19 protein-coding genes are annotated in these 17,942 nt (G+C 45.2%); 7 read left to right on the forward strand and 12 right to left on the reverse strand.

The features are described 5' to 3' along the window. Nucleotides 1-4 precede the first annotated feature (4 nt). The gene (locus ACFBZI_RS05800) at nt 5-874 is read left to right on the forward strand and encodes an NAD-dependent epimerase/dehydratase family protein (RefSeq protein WP_375715452.1); all 870 of its coding nucleotides are present in this window, start codon (nt 5-7) and stop codon (nt 872-874) included. Here ACFBZI_RS05800 and ACFBZI_RS05805 read toward each other — a convergent pair. After that, entirely contained in the window at nt 857-1,480 is a 624-nt protein-coding gene (locus ACFBZI_RS05805; protein ID WP_375715453.1) for an Abi family protein, read from the reverse strand. The two genes, ACFBZI_RS05800 and ACFBZI_RS05805, sit on opposite strands and share 18 nt — an antisense overlap. Nucleotides 1,481-1,810: 330 nt before the next feature. Here ACFBZI_RS05805 and ACFBZI_RS05810 point away from each other — a divergent pair, with 330 nt between their 5' ends. Next, nucleotides 1,811-2,707 carry a DMT family transporter gene (locus ACFBZI_RS05810; RefSeq protein ID WP_375715454.1) on the forward strand — a complete coding sequence of 299 codons (897 nt, stop codon included), beginning with the start codon at nt 1,811-1,813 and terminating at the stop codon, nt 2,705-2,707. Nucleotides 2,708-2,743: 36 nt separating this feature from the next. Further along, nucleotides 2,744-5,587, forward strand: a complete 2,844-nt coding sequence (locus ACFBZI_RS05815; protein WP_375715455.1) for a valine--tRNA ligase — start codon at nt 2,744-2,746, stop codon at nt 5,585-5,587. A gap of 163 nt (nt 5,588-5,750) precedes the next feature. Here the strand turns inward: ACFBZI_RS05815 and ACFBZI_RS05820 are convergent, their stop codons facing one another. The 6 genes from ACFBZI_RS05820 to ACFBZI_RS05845 all read right to left on the reverse strand — a co-directional run bounded on the left by ACFBZI_RS05820 (nt 5,751) and on the right by ACFBZI_RS05845 (nt 9,703). Then, nucleotides 5,751-5,939: a zf-HC2 domain-containing protein gene (locus ACFBZI_RS05820; protein WP_375715456.1), complete on the reverse strand. Its 189-nt coding sequence runs from the start codon at nt 5,937-5,939 to the stop codon at nt 5,751-5,753. Nucleotides 5,940-6,054: 115 nt separating this feature from the next. Then, nucleotides 6,055-6,642, reverse strand: a complete 588-nt coding sequence (locus ACFBZI_RS05825) for a sigma-70 family RNA polymerase sigma factor (protein ID WP_375715457.1) — start codon at nt 6,640-6,642, stop codon at nt 6,055-6,057. Between the two features lie 8 nt (nt 6,643-6,650). Then, the gene (locus ACFBZI_RS05830; RefSeq protein WP_375715458.1) at nt 6,651-7,292 is read right to left on the reverse strand and encodes an HvfX family Cu-binding RiPP maturation protein; all 642 of its coding nucleotides are present in this window, start codon (nt 7,290-7,292) and stop codon (nt 6,651-6,653) included. An 80-nt stretch (nt 7,293-7,372) separates the two neighbouring features. Beyond that, nucleotides 7,373-8,179 (reverse strand): HvfC family RiPP maturation protein, encoded by an 807-nt coding sequence (locus ACFBZI_RS05835; RefSeq protein ID WP_375715459.1) that lies wholly within the window; start codon nt 8,177-8,179, stop codon nt 7,373-7,375. Nucleotides 8,180-8,196: 17 nt separating this feature from the next. Then, on the reverse strand, nt 8,197-9,105 hold the full coding sequence (locus ACFBZI_RS05840; RefSeq protein ID WP_375715460.1) for an HvfB family MNIO-type RiPP peptide maturase: 909 nt from the start codon (nt 9,103-9,105) through the stop codon (nt 8,197-8,199). A gap of 205 nt (nt 9,106-9,310) precedes the next feature. Continuing rightward, on the reverse strand, nt 9,311-9,703 hold the full coding sequence (locus ACFBZI_RS05845; RefSeq protein ID WP_375715461.1) for an HvfA family oxazolone/thioamide-modified RiPP metallophore: 393 nt from the start codon (nt 9,701-9,703) through the stop codon (nt 9,311-9,313). Between the two features lie 311 nt (nt 9,704-10,014). Here ACFBZI_RS05845 and ACFBZI_RS05850 point away from each other — a divergent pair, with 311 nt between their 5' ends. Next, nucleotides 10,015-10,923, forward strand: coding sequence for a hypothetical protein (locus tag ACFBZI_RS05850; RefSeq protein ID WP_375715462.1), 909 nt, complete (start codon nt 10,015-10,017; stop codon nt 10,921-10,923). 104 nt (nt 10,924-11,027) lie between these two features. Here ACFBZI_RS05850 and ACFBZI_RS05855 read toward each other — a convergent pair whose 3' ends face one another. Beyond that, the gene (locus ACFBZI_RS05855) at nt 11,028-11,936 is read right to left on the reverse strand and encodes a histone deacetylase family protein (RefSeq protein WP_375715463.1); all 909 of its coding nucleotides are present in this window, start codon (nt 11,934-11,936) and stop codon (nt 11,028-11,030) included. Between the two features lie 160 nt (nt 11,937-12,096). Beyond that, nucleotides 12,097-12,909: a hypothetical protein gene (locus ACFBZI_RS05860; RefSeq protein WP_375715464.1), complete on the reverse strand. Its 813-nt coding sequence runs from the start codon at nt 12,907-12,909 to the stop codon at nt 12,097-12,099. 181 nt (nt 12,910-13,090) lie between these two features. Here ACFBZI_RS05860 and ACFBZI_RS05865 point away from each other — a divergent pair, with 181 nt between their 5' ends. The 3 genes from ACFBZI_RS05865 to ACFBZI_RS05875 all read left to right on the forward strand — a co-directional run bounded on the left by ACFBZI_RS05865 (nt 13,091) and on the right by ACFBZI_RS05875 (nt 15,031). Then, complete coding sequence (locus ACFBZI_RS05865; protein ID WP_375715465.1) at nt 13,091-13,393, forward strand: hypothetical protein; 303 nt, start codon at nt 13,091-13,093, stop codon at nt 13,391-13,393. Between the two features lie 274 nt (nt 13,394-13,667). Next, nucleotides 13,668-14,360, forward strand: coding sequence for a heme ABC exporter ATP-binding protein CcmA (gene ccmA, locus ACFBZI_RS05870; protein WP_375715466.1), 693 nt, complete (start codon nt 13,668-13,670; stop codon nt 14,358-14,360). Then, entirely contained in the window at nt 14,357-15,031 is a 675-nt protein-coding gene (locus tag ACFBZI_RS05875) for a heme exporter protein CcmB (RefSeq protein ID WP_375715467.1), read from the forward strand. Before ccmA ends, ACFBZI_RS05875 begins: the two co-directional genes overlap by 4 nt. On the opposite strand, the gene ACFBZI_RS05880 is transcribed toward ACFBZI_RS05875, so the two are convergent. The 3 genes from ACFBZI_RS05880 to ACFBZI_RS05890 all read right to left on the reverse strand — a co-directional run bounded on the left by ACFBZI_RS05880 (nt 15,028) and on the right by ACFBZI_RS05890 (nt 17,720). Beyond that, complete coding sequence (locus ACFBZI_RS05880; RefSeq protein WP_375715468.1) at nt 15,028-15,399, reverse strand: SEL1-like repeat protein; 372 nt, start codon at nt 15,397-15,399, stop codon at nt 15,028-15,030. The two genes, ACFBZI_RS05875 and ACFBZI_RS05880, sit on opposite strands and share 4 nt — an antisense overlap. A gap of 47 nt (nt 15,400-15,446) precedes the next feature. Next, a complete protein-coding gene (locus ACFBZI_RS05885; protein ID WP_375715469.1) occupies nt 15,447-16,790 on the reverse strand; it encodes a tetratricopeptide repeat protein in 1,344 nt (447 codons plus the stop codon). 78 nt (nt 16,791-16,868) lie between these two features. Beyond that, a complete protein-coding gene (locus ACFBZI_RS05890) occupies nt 16,869-17,720 on the reverse strand; it encodes a nitrilase-related carbon-nitrogen hydrolase (protein ID WP_375715470.1) in 852 nt (283 codons plus the stop codon). Nucleotides 17,721-17,942: the final 222 nt, after the last annotated feature.

Below are 17,942 nucleotides of genomic sequence, written 5' to 3' on the forward strand. Positions count from 1 at the left end.
GATTATGGCAAAATTTCTCATCATCGGACAGGGGCGAATTGGCAAACCCTTGGCACAAAAAATCAGCCAATACGGCAAAGTGGTGGCGGTGGCTCGCCGTTTTCGGCAGTATCCTGCTCACTTGCCCATTGATTTTTTGCAAAAAGATGCTGCAAATCTGACGCTGGACGATGTCGCTGGCAGTACGCACATTGCCGTGATTATCACACCCACTTATCAGGCGTATGCAGATAAGGTGGCGGCTTATCAAGCCAGTTATTTGGCGGTGTGTCAGCAGCTGGCAAATCTGGCAGCACTTGCCAAAACCACGCCTGATGGCAGGGCGTGGCTGGCAGGGCTAAGTCGCATTGTTTTTGTGTCATCGACGGCAGTCTATGGCGAAAATGGCGGTGAAATCATCACCGAAAGCACACCAGCAGTACCGACCGCCGCCACCGCTCAAGTGCTGCTTGCTGCCGAGCGTGCATTGCAGGCAGGTTTTGGTGATAAAGCCATCATCGTGCGAGCAGGCGGCATTTATCATCTGGGCAGTACTCGCTTGATTGAGCAGGCAAAGGCAGCTCACCATGCAGGCGTGCCGCTGCATCATTTTACCAATCGTATTATGGACAGTGATTTGGTCAATGTACTGCTTAATATCTTGATACTGCCCACACCCAAGCCGATGTATCTGGCGACCGATGGTGTGCCAGTGAGCAGTTTTTTGGTGCTTAGTTTTATCGCCAAAACCATGCACTATCTGCCGCCCAAGGTGTTGGACTTGCCTGCCACAGGTAAGCAGATCTGTGCCAATATCGATGGCAGCTGGCTGCAATTTGCCGATTATCAAGCAGGCTATAAGGCGGTGATGGCACGGTTATTGTCGGCATCTTAATGTTTTATCGACATTTTGCCAAGTCAACACCCATGCTTTGGTATCTTGACAGCAATAGCCAATAATTTTGATGATTCGCCGATAATCCGCTGACAGATTTCGCCCAAAAATCGGCTCGTAGTGTGCGATACGGTTGCGAAGTTTGCGAATTTTTTCCAAATCATCAAAAACTTTTGCTCTTAATTTTGCCAAATCGTCATGATTGGCATTGGGCAAAGCCGTTACCAAATGCTGTTGCCAAATTTTATGATCAAAGCGAGCGGTAAACATACTTTGCCAAAAGAAAAATGGCAATTCAGGGACAATCTTATCAATCGTGGCGTATTTTTCGTTGATTTGCCTTAGGGTAGTGCGGGCATTGTTGGGTAGGCTTGCCAAAAAAGTCGAATTCCACGCCCAGCCATCGCCATAAACTACTACCAAAGCATTTGCCACACGATTTCTGATCGCCACTTCACAGACAGCCAAGCACTCAAGCAAAGACGATGAGATTTGCAAATTGTAATGGTATAGATCCAATGCCTGCTCAAGGTTTTGGGCGTGATTTTCGTAAGTGGCAAGTCGTGCTGGCGACAAGGTATTTTTGATATTATTATTTGATGTCATTGGATAATCCTGTGTAGCTTGCTTTTATTAACCTAAAGTATTATAATAAAAAAGTTCGCTGAGAAGAACGTGGCAATGCCTACAACTCAGTATTAAGCGAAAAGCCCACCTTTTGGTGGGTTTTTCTTTTTTTTGCCATATTTTATACGATAGCCGCCAGAGATTCAAAAACCAAACCACTCAACACCCAACGCTTATTTTGACAATTTTTCAATCACAAAAGTATTTTTGGGCAAATATCCAACACCAAAACAAAAAATCCCCACAAAACCCCAATTTTACGGTAAAATTAGGCATGCAAGTTACAAAAAAGAAAGAGGACAATAACCAATGAATAAGAGTATTTTTATATTGTTGTTGTGCGTATCTTTTTTGGCATTGGGTGGGATATTTGTAAAACTAAGTCCGCTAGACCCAATAAATACTGCATTTTATCGTGTTTTATTTGCCTTACCGATATTTTATTTTTTGTGTATTTTTAAAGAGAATAAATTTAAAAAATATAAAAATAAGCTAAGTAGTAAGAAAAAATTACTATGCTTGCTATCAGGTGTTTTTTTATCACTGGATTTGGTTCTATGGAATATTTCTTTTTCTTATACAACCGTTGTTAATGCCAATTTATTGTCCAATTTGGTTGCTTTGACGGTGGTGCCATTTTCATATTTTCTTTTCAAAGAAAAACCGATGAACTCTTTTTATTTATCGGCTCCAATTATGATTATTGGCGTTTTTATGCTGTTTTCAGAAAAGAATCAATTGGGATCCAATCATTTTTTTGGAAACTTTTTAGCGTTTGCAACTTCCTTTTTTTATGGTCTTTTTTTATTGACGATATACAAGCTACGCAGTGATATTGATTTTATGATGATTATGTATTATTCCTGTATTGGCTCTATATTGGCATTGATACCATTTGTTTTTTATGAGGGTTGGCAATTCCCAACAGATTTGCAATCTCTTTACCCCCTGATTGGATTGGCAATTTTATCTCAAGTATTGGGTCAAGGTGGAATGAGTTATATTTTGGGTCATGTGAATGCCATTTTGGCATCATTAGTAATCTTGAGCCAACCTGTAATATCAGCTACTTATGCTTTTTTATTGTTTAATGAGAGATTGACCCCATTTCAGATGGTTGCCATTTGTATTATTTTGGTGGGTTTATTTTTGGGCAAACTGGATAATTCTGGTTTAAAATTATTTCTCAAAAAATTGGTAAGATAATTTATTATTTATTTTTTTTAATTAAGGTTCAGACTTATGCTAAATCACATATCTGCTGTTTACAATCCGTCCAGTATTGAAAGAAGGCTTTATCAATATTGGGAAAATAACGGCTATTTTCGCCCAACCCTTGACAAGCCGCAGTCGTTTTCTATTGCTCTGCCGCCGCCGAATGTTACTGGCTCACTGCACATGGGGCATGGCTTTAATAACGCCATCATGGACGCACTGACTCGCTATCACCGCATGAAAGGCTACAACACGCTATGGCAGCCGGGCACTGACCACGCTGGTATCGCCACGCAGATGGTGGTGGAGCGTCAGCTGGGTTTGCAGGGCGTGAGTCGCCATGATTTGGGGCGTGAAAAATTTCTTGAAAAAGTTTGGCAATGGAAAGCAGAGTCAGGCGGTAACATCACTCGCCAAATTCGCCGACTTGGCTCATCGGTGGACTGGAGCCGTGAACGCTTTACCATGGACGAAAATTTATCCAAAGTGGTCAAAGAAGTGTTTGTGCGTCTGCACGAAGAAGGCTTGATTTATCGTGGTAAACGCCTTGTCAATTGGGATCCAAAGCTACAAACTGCCTTATCCGACCTAGAAGTCGAAAACCGAGATGAAAAAGGCTTTATGTATCATGTGCGTTATCCTTTTGTCGCAGGGCAAACCGATAGCCACGGCAACAGCCTAGATGGGCAGTTTATGCACATTGCCACGACACGCCCAGAGACGATTTTGGCAGATGGCTGCTTGGCGGTGCATACCGATGATGAGCGTTACACCGCCGTGATCGGCAAAATGGTTCATGTACCGATGACCGACCGTGTGATTCCAGTGGTTACTGACCCTTATCCTGACCCTGAATTTGGTACAGGCTGCGTCAAAATCACCCCAGCACACGACTTTAACGACTATGAAGTCGGCAAACGCCACGATATCGAAATCATCAATCTGATGAATCTGGACGCCACCTTAAACGACAATGCCCCAGAGCGTTATCGTGGACTGGATCGCTTTGATGCTCGCAAAAAAATCATCGAAGATTTGGACGAGCATGGCTTTTTGGAAAAAATCGAACCGCACGAACTAAAACGCCCTTATGGCGATCGTTCTGGCGTGGTCGTTGAGCCGCTTTTGACCGATCAATGGTACATCAAAATCGCACCGCTTGCCGAGCCTGCCATCGCCGCCGTCCAAAATGGCGACATCAAATTCGTCCCAGAGCAGTACACCAATATGTACATGGCGTGGATGCGTGATATCCAAGACTGGTGTATCTCTCGCCAACTGTGGTGGGGGCATCGTATCCCTGCATGGTATGATGAAGCAGGCAATATCTATGTGGCTCGTGATGAAGATGAAGTCCGCCAAAAATACAATCTGCCTGCCGATATGGCATTACGCCAAGACGAAGATGTGCTAGACACTTGGTTTAGCTCGGCGTTGTGGACATTTAGCACGCTGGACTGGACTGGCACGCCTGCCGATTTTGACAATGAAATTTTACAAAAATTCCACCCAACCAGTGTGCTTGTTACTGGCTTTGACATCATTTTCTTTTGGGTGGCTCGCATGATTATGATGACCTTGCATTTTGTCAAGGACAAAGACGGCAAGCCACAAGTGCCATTCCACACTGTGTATGTACATGGATTGGTGCGAGATGGCGAAGGTCAAAAAATGAGCAAATCTAAGGGTAACGTGCTTGATCCGCTGGATTTGATTGACAGCATTGATTTAGAAAGTCTGGTCGCCAAGCGTACCACAGGGCTTATGAATCCCAAAGATGCCGCCAAAATCGAAAAAGCCACTCGCAAAGAGTTCCCAGACGGTATCGCCGCTTATGGCACAGATGCGGTGCGTTTTACTTTTTGTGCTTTGGCGAACACAGGGCGTGATATTAAGTTTGACCTAAAGCGTGTCGAAGGCTATCGCAACTTTTGTAATAAAATCTGGAATGCCACACGCTTTGTGCTGATGAATTGTGAAAATCAACCCATCGGCAGTCAGGTTCGCCAAGATTTGTGGGGCTTACCTGAGCAGTGGATTGTCAGCCGCCTACAAAAATGCGAGCAAGCGGTCGCTACCGCCTTTGAAACTTACCGCTTGGATTTGGCAGCACAGGCGATTTATGATTTTATTTGGAATGAATATTGCGACTGGTATGTTGAGCTGGTTAAGCCTGTCTTAAATGACAAAAACGCCGCCGATGAGCATAAAGCGGAGATTCGCCGTGTTCTGCTGGCAACTTTAGAAACAGCGTTGAGATTGGCACACCCATTGATGCCGTTTATCACCGAAGAGATTTGGCAGACCATCGCACCGATGTTGGGCATCAAGGGCGAGACGATCATGCTGGCGGAGTATCCTGTGGTCAATGCCGAGCGTATCAACGAACAAGCCGAGCAAGACATGGCATGGCTTCAAAGCCTAATTGGTGCGGTGCGTAATATCCGTGGCGAGATGGGACTGGGCAACGCACGCCTGTTGCCTGTGCTGCTACAAGGCATCAGCGATGAGCAGCGAGCCAGCCTTGAGCGTATTGCCGAGCAGCTTAAGACACTTGCCAAGGTCGAGAGCCTAACCATCGTGGGTGATGGTGATGAAGTGCCATTATCATCGCAGTCGATGATTGGCTCATTAAAGGTGCTGGTGCCGATGAAAGGCTTGATTGACCCAACTGCCGAGCTTGGTCGCCTGCAAAAAGTGCGTGATAAATTACAAACCCAAGCCGACAGCATCGCCAAAAAACTTGCCAATGAAGGCTTTGTTGCCAAAGCACCAGCGGCAGTGGTCGAAGGCGAAAAAGCCAAACTTGCCGAGCTGACTGAGCAAATCGCCCAAACAGACAAACAGATGGGTGAGTTAAGCTCGCTTTAAAACTCAACCACGATTGTCATTGAAAGCCAAACAGTCCTTGAGTATCATTACTCAAGGACTGTTTTTTTTAAGGTTTAAAGGTGATTGTGTTGGTTGTTGATAATCGGAAGGCTGCTGCTAATGCCAAATGCTCTTACCAAGCACCGTATGCCGACAAAAAGCCTTATTCTCCCATCTTATGCTGACGCACCATTTGTTTTAGAATTTGGTTGTTTTTGTCAAAATTTCGGCATTTTGGGCAGATCATCAGATGCAGCCTGACCATCGCCGCTTGCGACAGTCGCAATGGCCTATCATAAGAAATGGTTAATAGCTCGGTAACTTTTTGGCATTTTTTCACAGGTTTTGGCATAGTTTTGTAGGCTTTGTGTCAATCTGTCAAGGTTTGGGTGGGTAAAGTGGTTAATTGCTCAGTGGTTAATTTTTAAATTGTCAAACGGATAAATGGGCAAATGGCTAAGGTGGTTTTAGGCATTGAGCCATTTGATGGATAGGCAAGTTTGTAGGCGTAATCTGGCTCGGTGCATCAGTACATAAAAATTCTGCGAGCTGATGCCGAGTTCTTGGCAGATTTCGCCAGTGTCAAGCTCGATGTATTCTTTCATCAAAAACGCACGAGCTTGCTCTTTGGGCAAATTATCCAAGCACAAGCTGAGTATCTGCCAAAAATCGTCCTGCTCTGCTGAGCAAGTGGGATCGCCCCATTTGTCATCAAAAGCACCGATAACGCCGTCTTGCTGCCAATGACCCGATTCGTCAAACAATTTGTCCAAAAAATCATCGTCATCGCCATCATCGCCGCCCAAGTCGCTGAGTGCCACATATTTTTGGTTTTGGCGGATAAAATCGCTGATTTTGTTTTTTAAAATGGCAAAAACCCAACTTTTTAACGCCGATTTACCTTGAAAACTGTCCGCATATTTTAGTGCGTTAATCATCGTATCTTGCACCACATCGCAGGCGTATTGCTCATCGCCCAGCTGATTGGTGGCAAAGCGTAGCATTGGCGTGTACAGCTCGTTGATGACAGTTTCGGTAAACGGCGTTTTGCTCATAAATGGGGTTATTTGTGTTTATTTGCCGTATATTGTAGCAAATAATCCACGCTCATAAAACGCCCAGCTCCAAAAAAAATCAACACCAAAAGCATAATCAGATAAGTTGTGCCAAATTCGATGCCGTTATTTAAGATGGTAAAGTTGCCAGTTTCGGTCAGCCAATCGTAGTTGCCATAGGTTTGTAGGATTTCTTTGGCTTTCATCAACCGCTCACCAGCCGCCAGCGAGTTATCAAGGCTGGCTTGACCGCTTGGCAAAAAGCTAAACAAGGCAGCGATGCTGGTATCAGGATTGGTCGGCGTGATGGCGTGCCAGCCATTTTTTAGATGAACTTTAAAAATTGCTACCAGCATCGTGATGGACAGCATGAACGAAAAACTGCGAGTAAATGCCCCCAAAAGCAGGGCAACACCACCGATAAGCTCGGCGATAATCACCAAACTGACCATCAAAGACGGCATCGGCAAGCCCAAGCCCCATTCGCTATTACCAAACCACGCCACCATGTCGTCAAAATTGACATATTTATTCCAGCCAGCGATAATAAAAATCGGTGCTAGATATAGCCGTACCGATAAGAGCGGAATAAAGTCCAATTTGGATAATTGGCGGTGGAATTGTTGCCAAAAAGCACAAAATTTATTCATAAGTTCACCATTATTTTATTAATTATTAATAAAATTTATTCAAATAAAAGATTAAAAATTGGTTCAGATTTTTTTTGGTATTAAGCCGTGTGTAGCAGGACTTGATTGTCTATCAAAGTGGCAAATAATGACGCCGTATCAGACAGATATTCATCAGGTAAATTAAAATAATCGGCAATGTCTGATAGCAGACTGTCCAGATTTGGATAGACTTTATCGCACTCTTTGATAAAGGTGAGAATAATAAAACCAAGCAGATTGATGCTCATAAAGGCAGTTTCAAAACTCACACTATCATCGCCATTGTCAGCATTGGCATCAGCGGCAATGGCTTTACGATAGACAGCGACAAAAGTCTCTTGGGGTTCATCAGGCAGATAATCTGGGCCGATTTTATCCACCGCCCATTGATAATGCACGACTTGCACACTGGGATTTAGCCCAAATGACTTGCCATGATGATGCAAAAATGCGGTCGGCGGCGTGTTCGGCTGATTGTCCACATGCAGCTCTAGCCACTCATAATGTGCCAATTCGGCAAAAAACGGCGGCAAATTCAGCTGTGAGATAATTTCACCATCTTGCAAATAATCCACAAACTGTTGATTAATTTCGCTAAAATATGGGCTGTGCATTTGTCCATACTTGATAAACTCAAGCAGCAGACGATGCCAAGCATCATCATCGGTAATTTGTCGGCAGATAGGAAAGCACTGATTAATAAACCCTGAAATATTATTAAAAATCAAACGCTGATACAACTGCCCAACTCGGCTGGGCGGCGTGTCGTCATCGCTGTGGGCTTGACGGCGAATGTAGTCGCCAAATTCCCCTTGAAAACGCTGTAAATTGCTGGCATTGATGGCAGTGTTCATGACAGTGTCCATGATAATCCCCCTTAAGATTAGGCGGTTTTGTTGCTTGAGATTTTTTGGGCGTGTGCGGTTTGTAGCTCACGGATAAAGTTCACTTCATCAATCAGCTCGCCAAGCTCCGGGAAATTAAAATCACGCTCTAGACAAGTGGGGATTTTGTCGGCAGTTTTTTGGGTGCGTTTATAAATCTCATCATAAGCATCGCTTAACAATGCCCAAACTTTTTCGATAACGCTGTCGCCGTGCGTGTCAATGATTAGGCCGTCGGTATCGACATAATGGCCGGCGATGTGCAGGTAGCAAGTCCGCTCAATCGGTAGCTCACGCAGATACTGATGCGGATCAAAGCCAAAATTTTGGCTATTGACGAACACATTATTGACATCTAAATGCAGCAGGCAGTCGGCTTCGGTAACGACCGCACGGATAAATTCGCTGTCCGACATTTCGCTATTTGGCGGATTGTAATAATAAGATGCGTTTTCCAGTCCGATGCGTTGCCCCATGATGTCTTGCACTTGCTTGATGCGATCCGCCACCCAAAATACCGCTTCTTCGGTGCAAGGAATTGGCAGCAAGTCATACAAATGCCCTTTTTGGTCGCTACACCATGACAAATGCTCGGTAAATAGTGAAATGTCATGCGATTTCATGAATTTTTGGATATTTTTGACATGTGCAACATCTAGCTCTTTGGTGCTGCCGATGGACAAAGACAAGCCATGACAGATAAAATCAAATCGCTCAGTATAAGCACGCAAAATTTTATCAAAATGGCCGCCGATAACACCTTGGGAGTTGATCCAGTTTTCTGGCGACACTTCAAAAAAATCAATCGCAGACAGATTGTCAATGTGCATTTGTGGCAATAACTCACGGCGAAAGCCAAGACCTGCACCAGTGGGGTGTTTGATGGGGTGATTTCGTGTATGACTCATGGCGTTTTCCATTATTTAACAAATACTGTTTACAAATGCTGTTTATAAATACATCTTACAAACATTGTCTGCAAATATTTTTGCAAATATTGTTTATAAACTTAACATTGACCAATCAAAAATTTGACAAACCATCGCTAAAGAGTCGGTGATGGCAAACCATGCATCTTGCCATCACGCTCTTTGGCTAAATATGGCTCAATGATTATTTTTTGCCGCCGCAGCTGGCAGTAGCATTTTTGCCATTAGCACCGCATTTGGCAGTGGCGTTTTTGGTGTTTGCACCGCAAGCAGCAGCGGCATTTTTACCACCGCAGGCAGCGTTTGCAGTTTTTTTGGCATTAGCACCGCAAGCAGCCGCAGCGGTTTTTTTCGTTGTGGCTGCACCACATTTGGCTTCACCGCATTTTGCTTCGCCACATTTGGCTTCGCCAGCTTTGGTAGTGTTGGTGGTGGCAGCTTTTGGTGCTTGGGTATTTTGGTAGCCTTGCTTCATTGGTTTGGCTTGGGCGGCAGCCGCTTCACCTTTGCAGGCGATTAGACCAGTTGCTAGAACAGTTGCCATGGCTAGACCAGTTAATTTTTTAGTGCTTGACATAAAATACTCCTTAAAGTTAGGTTTGGAAAATACCACAAAGTGCTTGTGATACTTATTAGACGCAGCTTGGGTGGTTTTTCTTACAAATCTTTGGCAAAAAAAGTGAAATTTTTAAATTATTTTTATAACTGATTGATTTTATTTGTATTTTTATGGCGTTTTTTTGTCATTTTTATGAATTATTTTGGCGATATAAATTTTTTGGCAACTGGTGGCAATTTTATTAAAAAATGCTATGATAATTGCATTAACAAATTATAAACACGCCATCAAATTAACCACAAAACCAACCATCAAAAAAAGAAACCATCATGAAAATTCCACAAAAATCATTACTATCCAAATTGCTACTGGCATCAGCATTGGCGGTGGCAAGTGTCAGCACGGCAATGCCAGCACTTGCCAGTACCTTTTCTGCTGCCAAGATGTCGCAGACGGTGGTTAATAGCCTAAGTTTTAAAGATGTGATGCGAGCTTTGTACGCAGGGCGAATGGTGCAAACTTATATCAATGATGAAGAGCTAGAAAAATATCCGTACATTGGCTTGAGCGACAGACCGCTGTACTACTGGGAAGATGACACGACCGAAGATGATGACGAAGAATATCGCTTGCTGGCACTGATGCACCCTGTGGCAACTTACCAAAATCATCAGGGCAAAACCCGTCATTTGGTGATGATTGAAAAAGTAATGATTAATGATGAAGGCAATTTGCTAATTAGCCATGGTTTGGGGGCGGAAGTGGATTTGTACATTTTTGAGCGGCTGCCCAGTGGTAAATATCAGCTGATTAGCCGTACCGACCCCAAGCATGGCATTGAGATTGGTGCTTGGGGTCGCAGTGGCTTACAGATGGACGAGATGGCACCGACAATTCAACCAATGGGCAAATCGCTAACTGGTGGTATCTTTGAGTTCGGTTATTGTGGTGGGGGTTCGTGCGACTTAGGTTGGTGGGCGTTACATTTAAATGAAGACCGATTTATTGATAGATATTATGTTGGTGATTCTGGTGGTAATAATTCTGGCTTGGTTGAAGAATATAGCCCTTTGGCTTATGATTATAAAAGCACTTGGCGAGTGATTGACAATGGGGCGACACATTTTCCAATTGAGCTGCATTTTACAGGTGAGATGCCGATGGACGATGGTGCAATCCAAGAAGTGGATTTTCGGCAAAATATGTTTTTTAACCCTGCCAAGCGAGAATATCAATAAACAGACTTGGGCTGATTTATCAAAGCCGATTAAAACCAGTCCAAATTGATAAAACTGCCCATTTATCGCCTTTATCGCCATTTGCCAAGTGGTTTGGAAGTGGTTTAGGACAGTCCCCAAATCCGCTTGGCGAGGACAAAGGTCTGGCAATGGGCAGCGACAATCTCATCAATATCAGGGCTATAACCGCCGCCCATCACCGCAACCAAAGGGATACCGTGGCGGTGGGCGGTCGCCAGCACGAACTCATCTCTGGCATGACAGCCTGCCATTGATAGCGACAATTTGCCCAAGGCGTCATTGGCAAGCACATCGACCGCCGATTGATAAAAGATAAAATCAGGACAAAACCGCTCAATAATCTGCGGTAGGGCGGTGGTTAATTTGTCCAAATACTCATCATCGCCAGTGCTATCGTCCAGCTCAATATCTAGGTCCGATGGCGGCTTGATAAACGGATAATTCTTTTTGCCGTGCATACTAAATACAAAGACATCAGGATTATCCGCCATGATGGACGCATTGCCATTGCCTTGGTGTACATCAAGATCGACAATCAAAATCCGCCGTGCCTGCCCCTGTGCCAGCAGCAGATGGCTTGCCATGCACACATCATTAAACAGGCAAAACCCTTCGCCATGATCAGCAAACGCATGATGCGTACCGCCTGAAGTGGACAGCGACACGCCGAACTGCTTGGCGTATAAGGCACATTCATAAGTGGCACGAGCGACATAGCGTTCACGCTTGATAAGCTCGGCAGACATCGGCAGACCGATTTTGCGAGCATCACGAGCAGGCAAGGTCAGTGTTTTGAGTGCGTGCCAGTAGGCAGGCGTGTGCGTGCTTAAGATTTCAGATTCGCTTGCCATCTGTGGGTGAAACAGATTATCGGCACTGATGACGCCATCGGTGATGAGCCGCTCAGGGATTAGGCGATATTTTGCCATCGGAAAGCGGTGATTGTGCGGTACAGGGTGGCAAAACAGCGGCGAATGGGCGATTTTTAGCATAATCATCTAAAAAAAAGAAATTTTAAAAAAACAAAAAAATTGATTAAAATTCAGATAAAATTTGGTAAAAAATTTCAAATAAATCTTAAATCATCATTAAAAAATATCAAAAAGTTTGCCAAAATTATTTAATAATTTATCAAAAACAATCAAATAAAACTTATTGATATTGTTCGGTTGGCTCAAAATAACTGGCATCATTTGGGTTGTCTTTTGGCTCGCCATAATGCAAATAATCTAGGGCAACCAGACTGGGTTTGTTTTCGCTGATGATGTCATCAAAGATTTTTTGGGCGATTTCGGTCAGGCTGATGACTGCTTGCAGATAGCAGGTGATGGCACGGTCGTCTAGGTGCGAAAACTCAACATCTAGTCCAACCTTGGCACGCATCTCGCCATCGGTGGGGTCAAGCTCGATACTGCCAAAGATGATGTTAAGATTGGCGGCGGCAATCGCCATCAATGCCATCGCAAAATGACTGTGCGGCACGGTCTGCGGCAAAACACCAAAAATAGACAGCAGCTGATAATGCTCATTGATGCGAAAAACGCAAGTCCATTCATGAACTTCATCGGTAAATGGCACAATCAAATGCTGAATCTGTGACTCGCTCGGATCGTCGCTCGTGCGGTGTTCGTAGAGAAACTGCTCGGCCGTTAAAAACGCCATCAACCGCTCGGTAATCGGCAACTTGCCCGCCAAGTGATTGCGTGGCGTGGCGGTCGGCACGGTGGGCGGCTGAGTCTGTGTCGCTTGTGGCGTTTGTGGGGTAGGTGGCGTTTGCGGTGCTTTGCTCGTCCGTGCTGTCTGTGCTGTCCGTGTCGGCTCGCCAAACAATAGGGATTTTAGTTTTTTGAATAATTTCATCATCGGCAGGCTTGGGTAATTTGACGGCAGGGTCTGGGGTTTGGGTGTTTGGGTATTTGGAGTGGTCTTTGCGTGGGTGTTTGATGAGTTTATATCAGCACCCACAGCAATCGCCATCAATCAAAGTGCCACATAGCATAACAAATTTTTGGGTTTTGTGATAGTGGTAATTGATGGCGGTGGTATGGTGGCAATCTTGGCATCTGCGGCATCAGTAGCAATTATGGCAAATGAATTAAAACCACATCAAAGCCCAAATTAAAGCCAAATCAAAGCTGTATCAAAATTGCAAAAACATATTACCACGCCCAAAACACCGCACTACTGGCAAGTTTTAAAAATTAGAAAAATTAGAAAAATTAGAAAAATTAGAAAAATTAGAAAAATTAGAAAAATTAGAAAAATTAGAAAAATTAGAAAAATTAGAAAAATTAGAAAAATTAGAAAAATTAGAAAAATTAGAAAAATTAGAAAAATTAGAGAAATTAGAGAAATTAGAGAAATTAGAGAAATTAGAGAAATTAGAGAAATTAGAGAAATTAGAGAAATTTTAGCGACAAACTCAATGATTAAAAAAACTGAATTTTAAACCCATCGCCAAATCCACTACCAAACCCACCAAAACCGCCAGTAATCCAACCAAATCCAACCAAATTCCGCCAATCATTAAGCATGATTTGACACAACTTGACACAATTTGGCATCATCAAACACCGTATCACACACCGCCAAGCACAATCAAGCACCAGCACCAGCACCATCAAACATAAAATCAAACGCAAAATTCAGCATCTGATGGCAATTTGTCCGAGCCAAAAGCCCAAAATTTTGGTATGATAGCCATTATTTTGGTTATGCACATTATGAACTCACTTGCCCACGCCGACCATCGCAGCGACCGCCACGATTGCACTGCAGCCACCACGACCACCGCAGCCGACACGACCGCTACTACTTACCGTCCAATATTGACCATCGATGGCGTCGATGTGCAGCGTGGGGAGTTTTTGCTGTGCCAAGGGGTGAATTTGACGCTGTCATCTGGCGATGTCTGCCATCTGATTGGCGAAAACGGCTTGGGCAAAACCACGCTGATGTCGCAAATCGCAGGGCTGCTGCCGATCAGCACAGGGCAGGTGCGATGTGTGGGCGGTATGGGCTATGTGTCGCATCAGTTGGGGATTAGTACGGCGTTGAGCGTTGAGCAGAATTTACGCTTTTTGTTGTCCTTATATGGCGTGCGTGCTGATGGCGATGTCATCGATGATGCACTCACGCAGGTGGGACTGCAGGGGCTGGGCGGTGTGTCCAGTGTGCAGCTGTCGGCAGGGCAGATGCGGCGTGTGGGACTGGCTCGGCTGTTTGTCCTGACACCAGCACAGACACCGCTTTGGCTGCTCGATGAGCCACTGACGGCACTGGATACGGCGATGGTGGCGACACTGGAGCGGCGGATTAGCGACTTTGCGGCGGCAGGTGGGGCGGTGCTGATGACCAGCCACCAAAACACTCGTGTGGCAAATATGACCCTAGATTTGGCGGAATATGCACTATGATGAATCAAGCTTTTATCACCATGCTGGCACGAGAGTGGCAAATCAAGCGACAAGGTGCGGTACAGTGGCTGTTTCCTTTGGTGCTGTTTTTGCTGATTATTACGCTGTTTCCGCTCGCCATCGGCAGTGAGCCGCAGCTGCTACTTCGCCTAGCACCATCGGCGGTGTGGATCGCTGCACTGCTTGCCTTGGTGATTGGGGTGGACGATCTGTTCCGTGCTGAGTTTGATAACGGCACACTGGCACAGATGGTGGTGGCACAGGCACCGCTGCCTGTGTGGGTACTGGCTCGGCTGATGGTGCATTGGCTGTTTAGTGCTGGGGTGGTGTCGCTGCTATCGCTGCTGGTGATTGTGCTGTTTGAGATGCCAAGCACGGACGCTCTGATGCTGATGCTGTCGATCATCGCAGGCTCGCCGATGCTGCTGGCACTGTCTGCCATCGCCAGTAGCCTGACCTTGACCCTAAAAAACGGTGCGGTACTGGTGCCGCTGATTGCCCTGCCCATGCAGCTGCCTGTGCTGATATTTGCCACAGGTGCGGTGGATCTGTACGCCACAGGGCTGGACGGCACGCCGACACTGGCACTGCTGATGGCAGGCAGTATCATCGCCATGCTGCTGACGCCATGGGTGGTGGCGTCAGTGCTAAAGATGGCATGGTCGGATTAGTGGTTCTGTTGCTCGAGCCGTTTGAGTTTTTGATAAGAATGACAACTGGCTTGATTGCCGTTATCGCAGGTTGTGCGATGCCATAATTTATCGTTGGTGGCGTTTGGGCGGATATTTTCGCCATCATCAATGGCACTTAGCATCGCTTGGGCTTTGACATTGCCTTGACTGGCAGATTTTTCCCACCACTGGCGAGCCACAGCATAGTCTTGCTTAACGCCATTTTTGCCAAAATAATAATCCACACCACGCTGATAATTAGTTTTTGCACTACCTACCGACCAGATAGCTGTGCTAACGGTAGCATCATCTGCCCACGCACTGCCTGCCAGCACCGACAGAGCGATGGTGGATAATATCTTTTTCATCGTAATTCCCATGATAAACAATCACCGCCCACAGACGGCATGCTTGGCTAGTAGCCCATCTGCTTGAGTCGCTTATAGGCATCGCAGCCATCTTGATCGCCATTATCGCAGGCTTTGCCATACCATGATTTGGCGATGGTGTAGCTTTGACGCACGCCTTGACCATTTTCATACATCACACCCAAATTGGATTGAGCTTTTGCATCACCTTGAGCTGCTGCCTTTTCATACCATTGCTTTGCGGTAGCATAATCCTGCCGAACACCATATCCATTGTAATATAAATAACCCAAATTTAATTGAGCATCCGCAAATCCTTGAACTGCTGCTTTTTCATACCACTGTTTTGCTGTATGATAATTTTTCTGTACGCCCCTGCCATTGTGATATAGGCTACCTAGATTATATTGAGCTTTTGCATTACCTTGAGCCGCTGCCTTTTCATACCACTGTTTTGCCGTGTGATAATTTTGCTGTACGCCATAGCCATTGTAATATAGACCGCCCAAATTATATTGAGCGATTGCATTACCTTGAGCCGCCGATTTTTCATACCACTGTTTTGCTGCATAATAATCTTGACGCACGCCTTGACCATTGGTATACATCACACCCAAATTATATTGGGCGTTTGCATTGCCTTGAGCTGCTGCTTTTTCATACCACTGTTTTGCTGCATAATAATCTTGACGCACGCCTTGACCATTGGTATACATCACACCCAAATTATATTGGGCGTTTGCATTGCCTTGAGCTGCTGCTTTTTCATACCACTGTTTTGCTGTATGATAATCTTGTCGTACGCCATAGCCATCGTAATATAAACCACCCAAATTTGATTGAGCAGATGCATTGCCTTGAGCTGCTGCTTTTTCATACCACTGTTTTGCCGTGTGATAATTTTGCTGTACACCTTCGCCATTTTCATACATCACACCCAAATTATATTGGGCGTTTGCATTGCCTTGAGCTGCTGCTTTTTCATACCACTGTTTTGCTGTATGATAATCTTGTCGTACGCCACGACCATTATCATACATCACACCCAAATTAGATTGAGCGTTTGCATCACCTTGAGCCGCTGCTTTTTCGTACCACTGTTTTGCCGTGTGATAATTTTGCTGTACACCATTGCCTTTGTCATACATCAAACCCAAACCAAATTGGGCTTTTGCATGACCTTGATTGGCGGCTTTTTCAAACCAATATTTGGCTTGGGTATAGTCTTGCTTAACGCCATTTTGCCCAAAATAATAATCTTCGCCACGCTGATAGTTGGCTTCGGCATCGCTCACTGACTGAATCGTCGTGCTAACGGTGGCATCATCTGCCCATACGCCGCCCGCCAGTAGTGATAGGGCGATGGCGGTGGGAAATATCAATTTTTTCATAGTCAATCTTCCGTCTAGTAATTAGCTAAAGTTATCAAAATCGTAAAAAATTATAACCAACCAATCTTTAAAAATCAATCATGCCAAGCGATGACAATCAAAAATTGGCATCGCCTTGCGGATAGCGGCTTGGTGTCTGGCATCGTAGTCGGCATAGACGATGTGATAACGCTCGGTATCCGTCTGTCCACTGTCCGCTAGGATCTGCCCATGGGCATCGATCATCAGCGAATGCCCCCAAGTCTGACGCACGCCATCACCGATGCGGTGCGTGCCGCCCTGTGCCGAGCCGACCAGTAGGCACTGGCTGTCTATCGCTCGAGCCTGCAGCAGCAGCTGCCAATGTGCCTGCCCTGTGCGATGGGTAAATGCTGCTGGCACGGTGATGATGTCCGCCCCCATCTGTCTGAGCCTTTGGGCAAGTGTCGGAAAACGCACATCAAAACAAATCATCATACCCACACCGACCGACACGCCATCAATCACACAGTCAGCGACCACCAGCCGCTCGCCTGCTTCAAACACTCGCCCTTCGTCATAGCTGCCGACAGTGTCATTGACCGTGGCACGAAACAGATGAATCTTATCATAGCGAGCCAGTACACGCCCAGTATTATCAAACAATAAGCTGACTTGGCGTAGTTTATCTTGGGCGACTGGCTGACCATCAGGGCGAGTCTGGCAGGGCAGCGTACCCGCCAGCAGATGCACGCCGTGCTGTCGTGCCAGCTGTGCGTATCGCTCACAAATCTCATCAAAGCGAGTGGCGAGCAGCTGCTGACGACCCATCACGCAGGCATTCTCTGGCAGCACGACGAGCTTTGCCCCATGATGGGCGGCATCGGCGATGGCGTCGGTGATGATGGCGAGATTTTGGTCAATGTCGGTCTGACTGCACAGCTGAACACTGGCGATGCAGATAGGGTTCATTGGTTTTCCTACAATTTGTTTTAAATGAATTTTAAGGATAATAAAGATAATTAAAAATAAATTAGCGACAATCGCCCATCTTGTCAAGCGGATAAATGACAAATCGCCAAATTCAGCAAATAAAAACAGGGTGATTTTATCAATTTAATTTAAAAAGTTTAAAAATTAGAAATTTAAAAATTTGGTATTTGAAATGTTATAAATTTAGAAATTTGGGGAGTT

This window comes from Moraxella marmotae (assembly GCF_042219885.1).
GTDB lineage: Bacteria > Pseudomonadota > Gammaproteobacteria > Pseudomonadales > Moraxellaceae > Moraxella > Moraxella marmotae.

Excerpts from the sequence above, each read along its gene's own strand:
- ACFBZI_RS05835 (WP_375715459.1), bottom strand. The coding sequence starts at position 8,179 with ATGGACACTGTCATGAACACTGCCATCAATGCCAGCAATTTACAGCGT.
- ccmA (WP_375715466.1), top strand. The coding sequence starts at position 13,668 with ATGAACTCACTTGCCCACGCCGACCATCGCAGCGACCGCCACGATTGC.
- ACFBZI_RS05825 (WP_375715457.1), bottom strand. The coding sequence starts at position 6,642 with ATGAGCAAAACGCCGTTTACCGAAACTGTCATCAACGAGCTGTACACG.
- ACFBZI_RS05845 (WP_375715461.1), bottom strand. The coding sequence starts at position 9,703 with ATGTCAAGCACTAAAAAATTAACTGGTCTAGCCATGGCAACTGTTCTA.
- ACFBZI_RS05880 (WP_375715468.1), bottom strand. The coding sequence starts at position 15,399 with ATGAAAAAGATATTATCCACCATCGCTCTGTCGGTGCTGGCAGGCAGT.
- ACFBZI_RS05810 (WP_375715454.1), top strand. The coding sequence starts at position 1,811 with ATGAATAAGAGTATTTTTATATTGTTGTTGTGCGTATCTTTTTTGGCA.
- ACFBZI_RS05800 (WP_375715452.1), top strand. The coding sequence starts at position 5 with ATGGCAAAATTTCTCATCATCGGACAGGGGCGAATTGGCAAACCCTTG.
- ACFBZI_RS05855 (WP_375715463.1), bottom strand. The coding sequence starts at position 11,936 with ATGCTAAAAATCGCCCATTCGCCGCTGTTTTGCCACCCTGTACCGCAC.
- ACFBZI_RS05875 (WP_375715467.1), top strand. The coding sequence starts at position 14,357 with ATGATGAATCAAGCTTTTATCACCATGCTGGCACGAGAGTGGCAAATC.
- ACFBZI_RS05885 (WP_375715469.1), bottom strand. The coding sequence starts at position 16,790 with ATGAAAAAATTGATATTTCCCACCGCCATCGCCCTATCACTACTGGCG.
- ACFBZI_RS05820 (WP_375715456.1), bottom strand. The coding sequence starts at position 5,939 with ATGCCAAAACCTGTGAAAAAATGCCAAAAAGTTACCGAGCTATTAACC.
- ACFBZI_RS05890 (WP_375715470.1), bottom strand. The coding sequence starts at position 17,720 with ATGAACCCTATCTGCATCGCCAGTGTTCAGCTGTGCAGTCAGACCGAC.
- ACFBZI_RS05840 (WP_375715460.1), bottom strand. The coding sequence starts at position 9,105 with ATGAGTCATACACGAAATCACCCCATCAAACACCCCACTGGTGCAGGT.
- ACFBZI_RS05815 (WP_375715455.1), top strand. The coding sequence starts at position 2,744 with ATGCTAAATCACATATCTGCTGTTTACAATCCGTCCAGTATTGAAAGA.
- ACFBZI_RS05805 (WP_375715453.1), bottom strand. The coding sequence starts at position 1,480 with ATGACATCAAATAATAATATCAAAAATACCTTGTCGCCAGCACGACTT.
- ACFBZI_RS05830 (WP_375715458.1), bottom strand. The coding sequence starts at position 7,292 with ATGAATAAATTTTGTGCTTTTTGGCAACAATTCCACCGCCAATTATCC.
- ACFBZI_RS05850 (WP_375715462.1), top strand. The coding sequence starts at position 10,015 with ATGAAAATTCCACAAAAATCATTACTATCCAAATTGCTACTGGCATCA.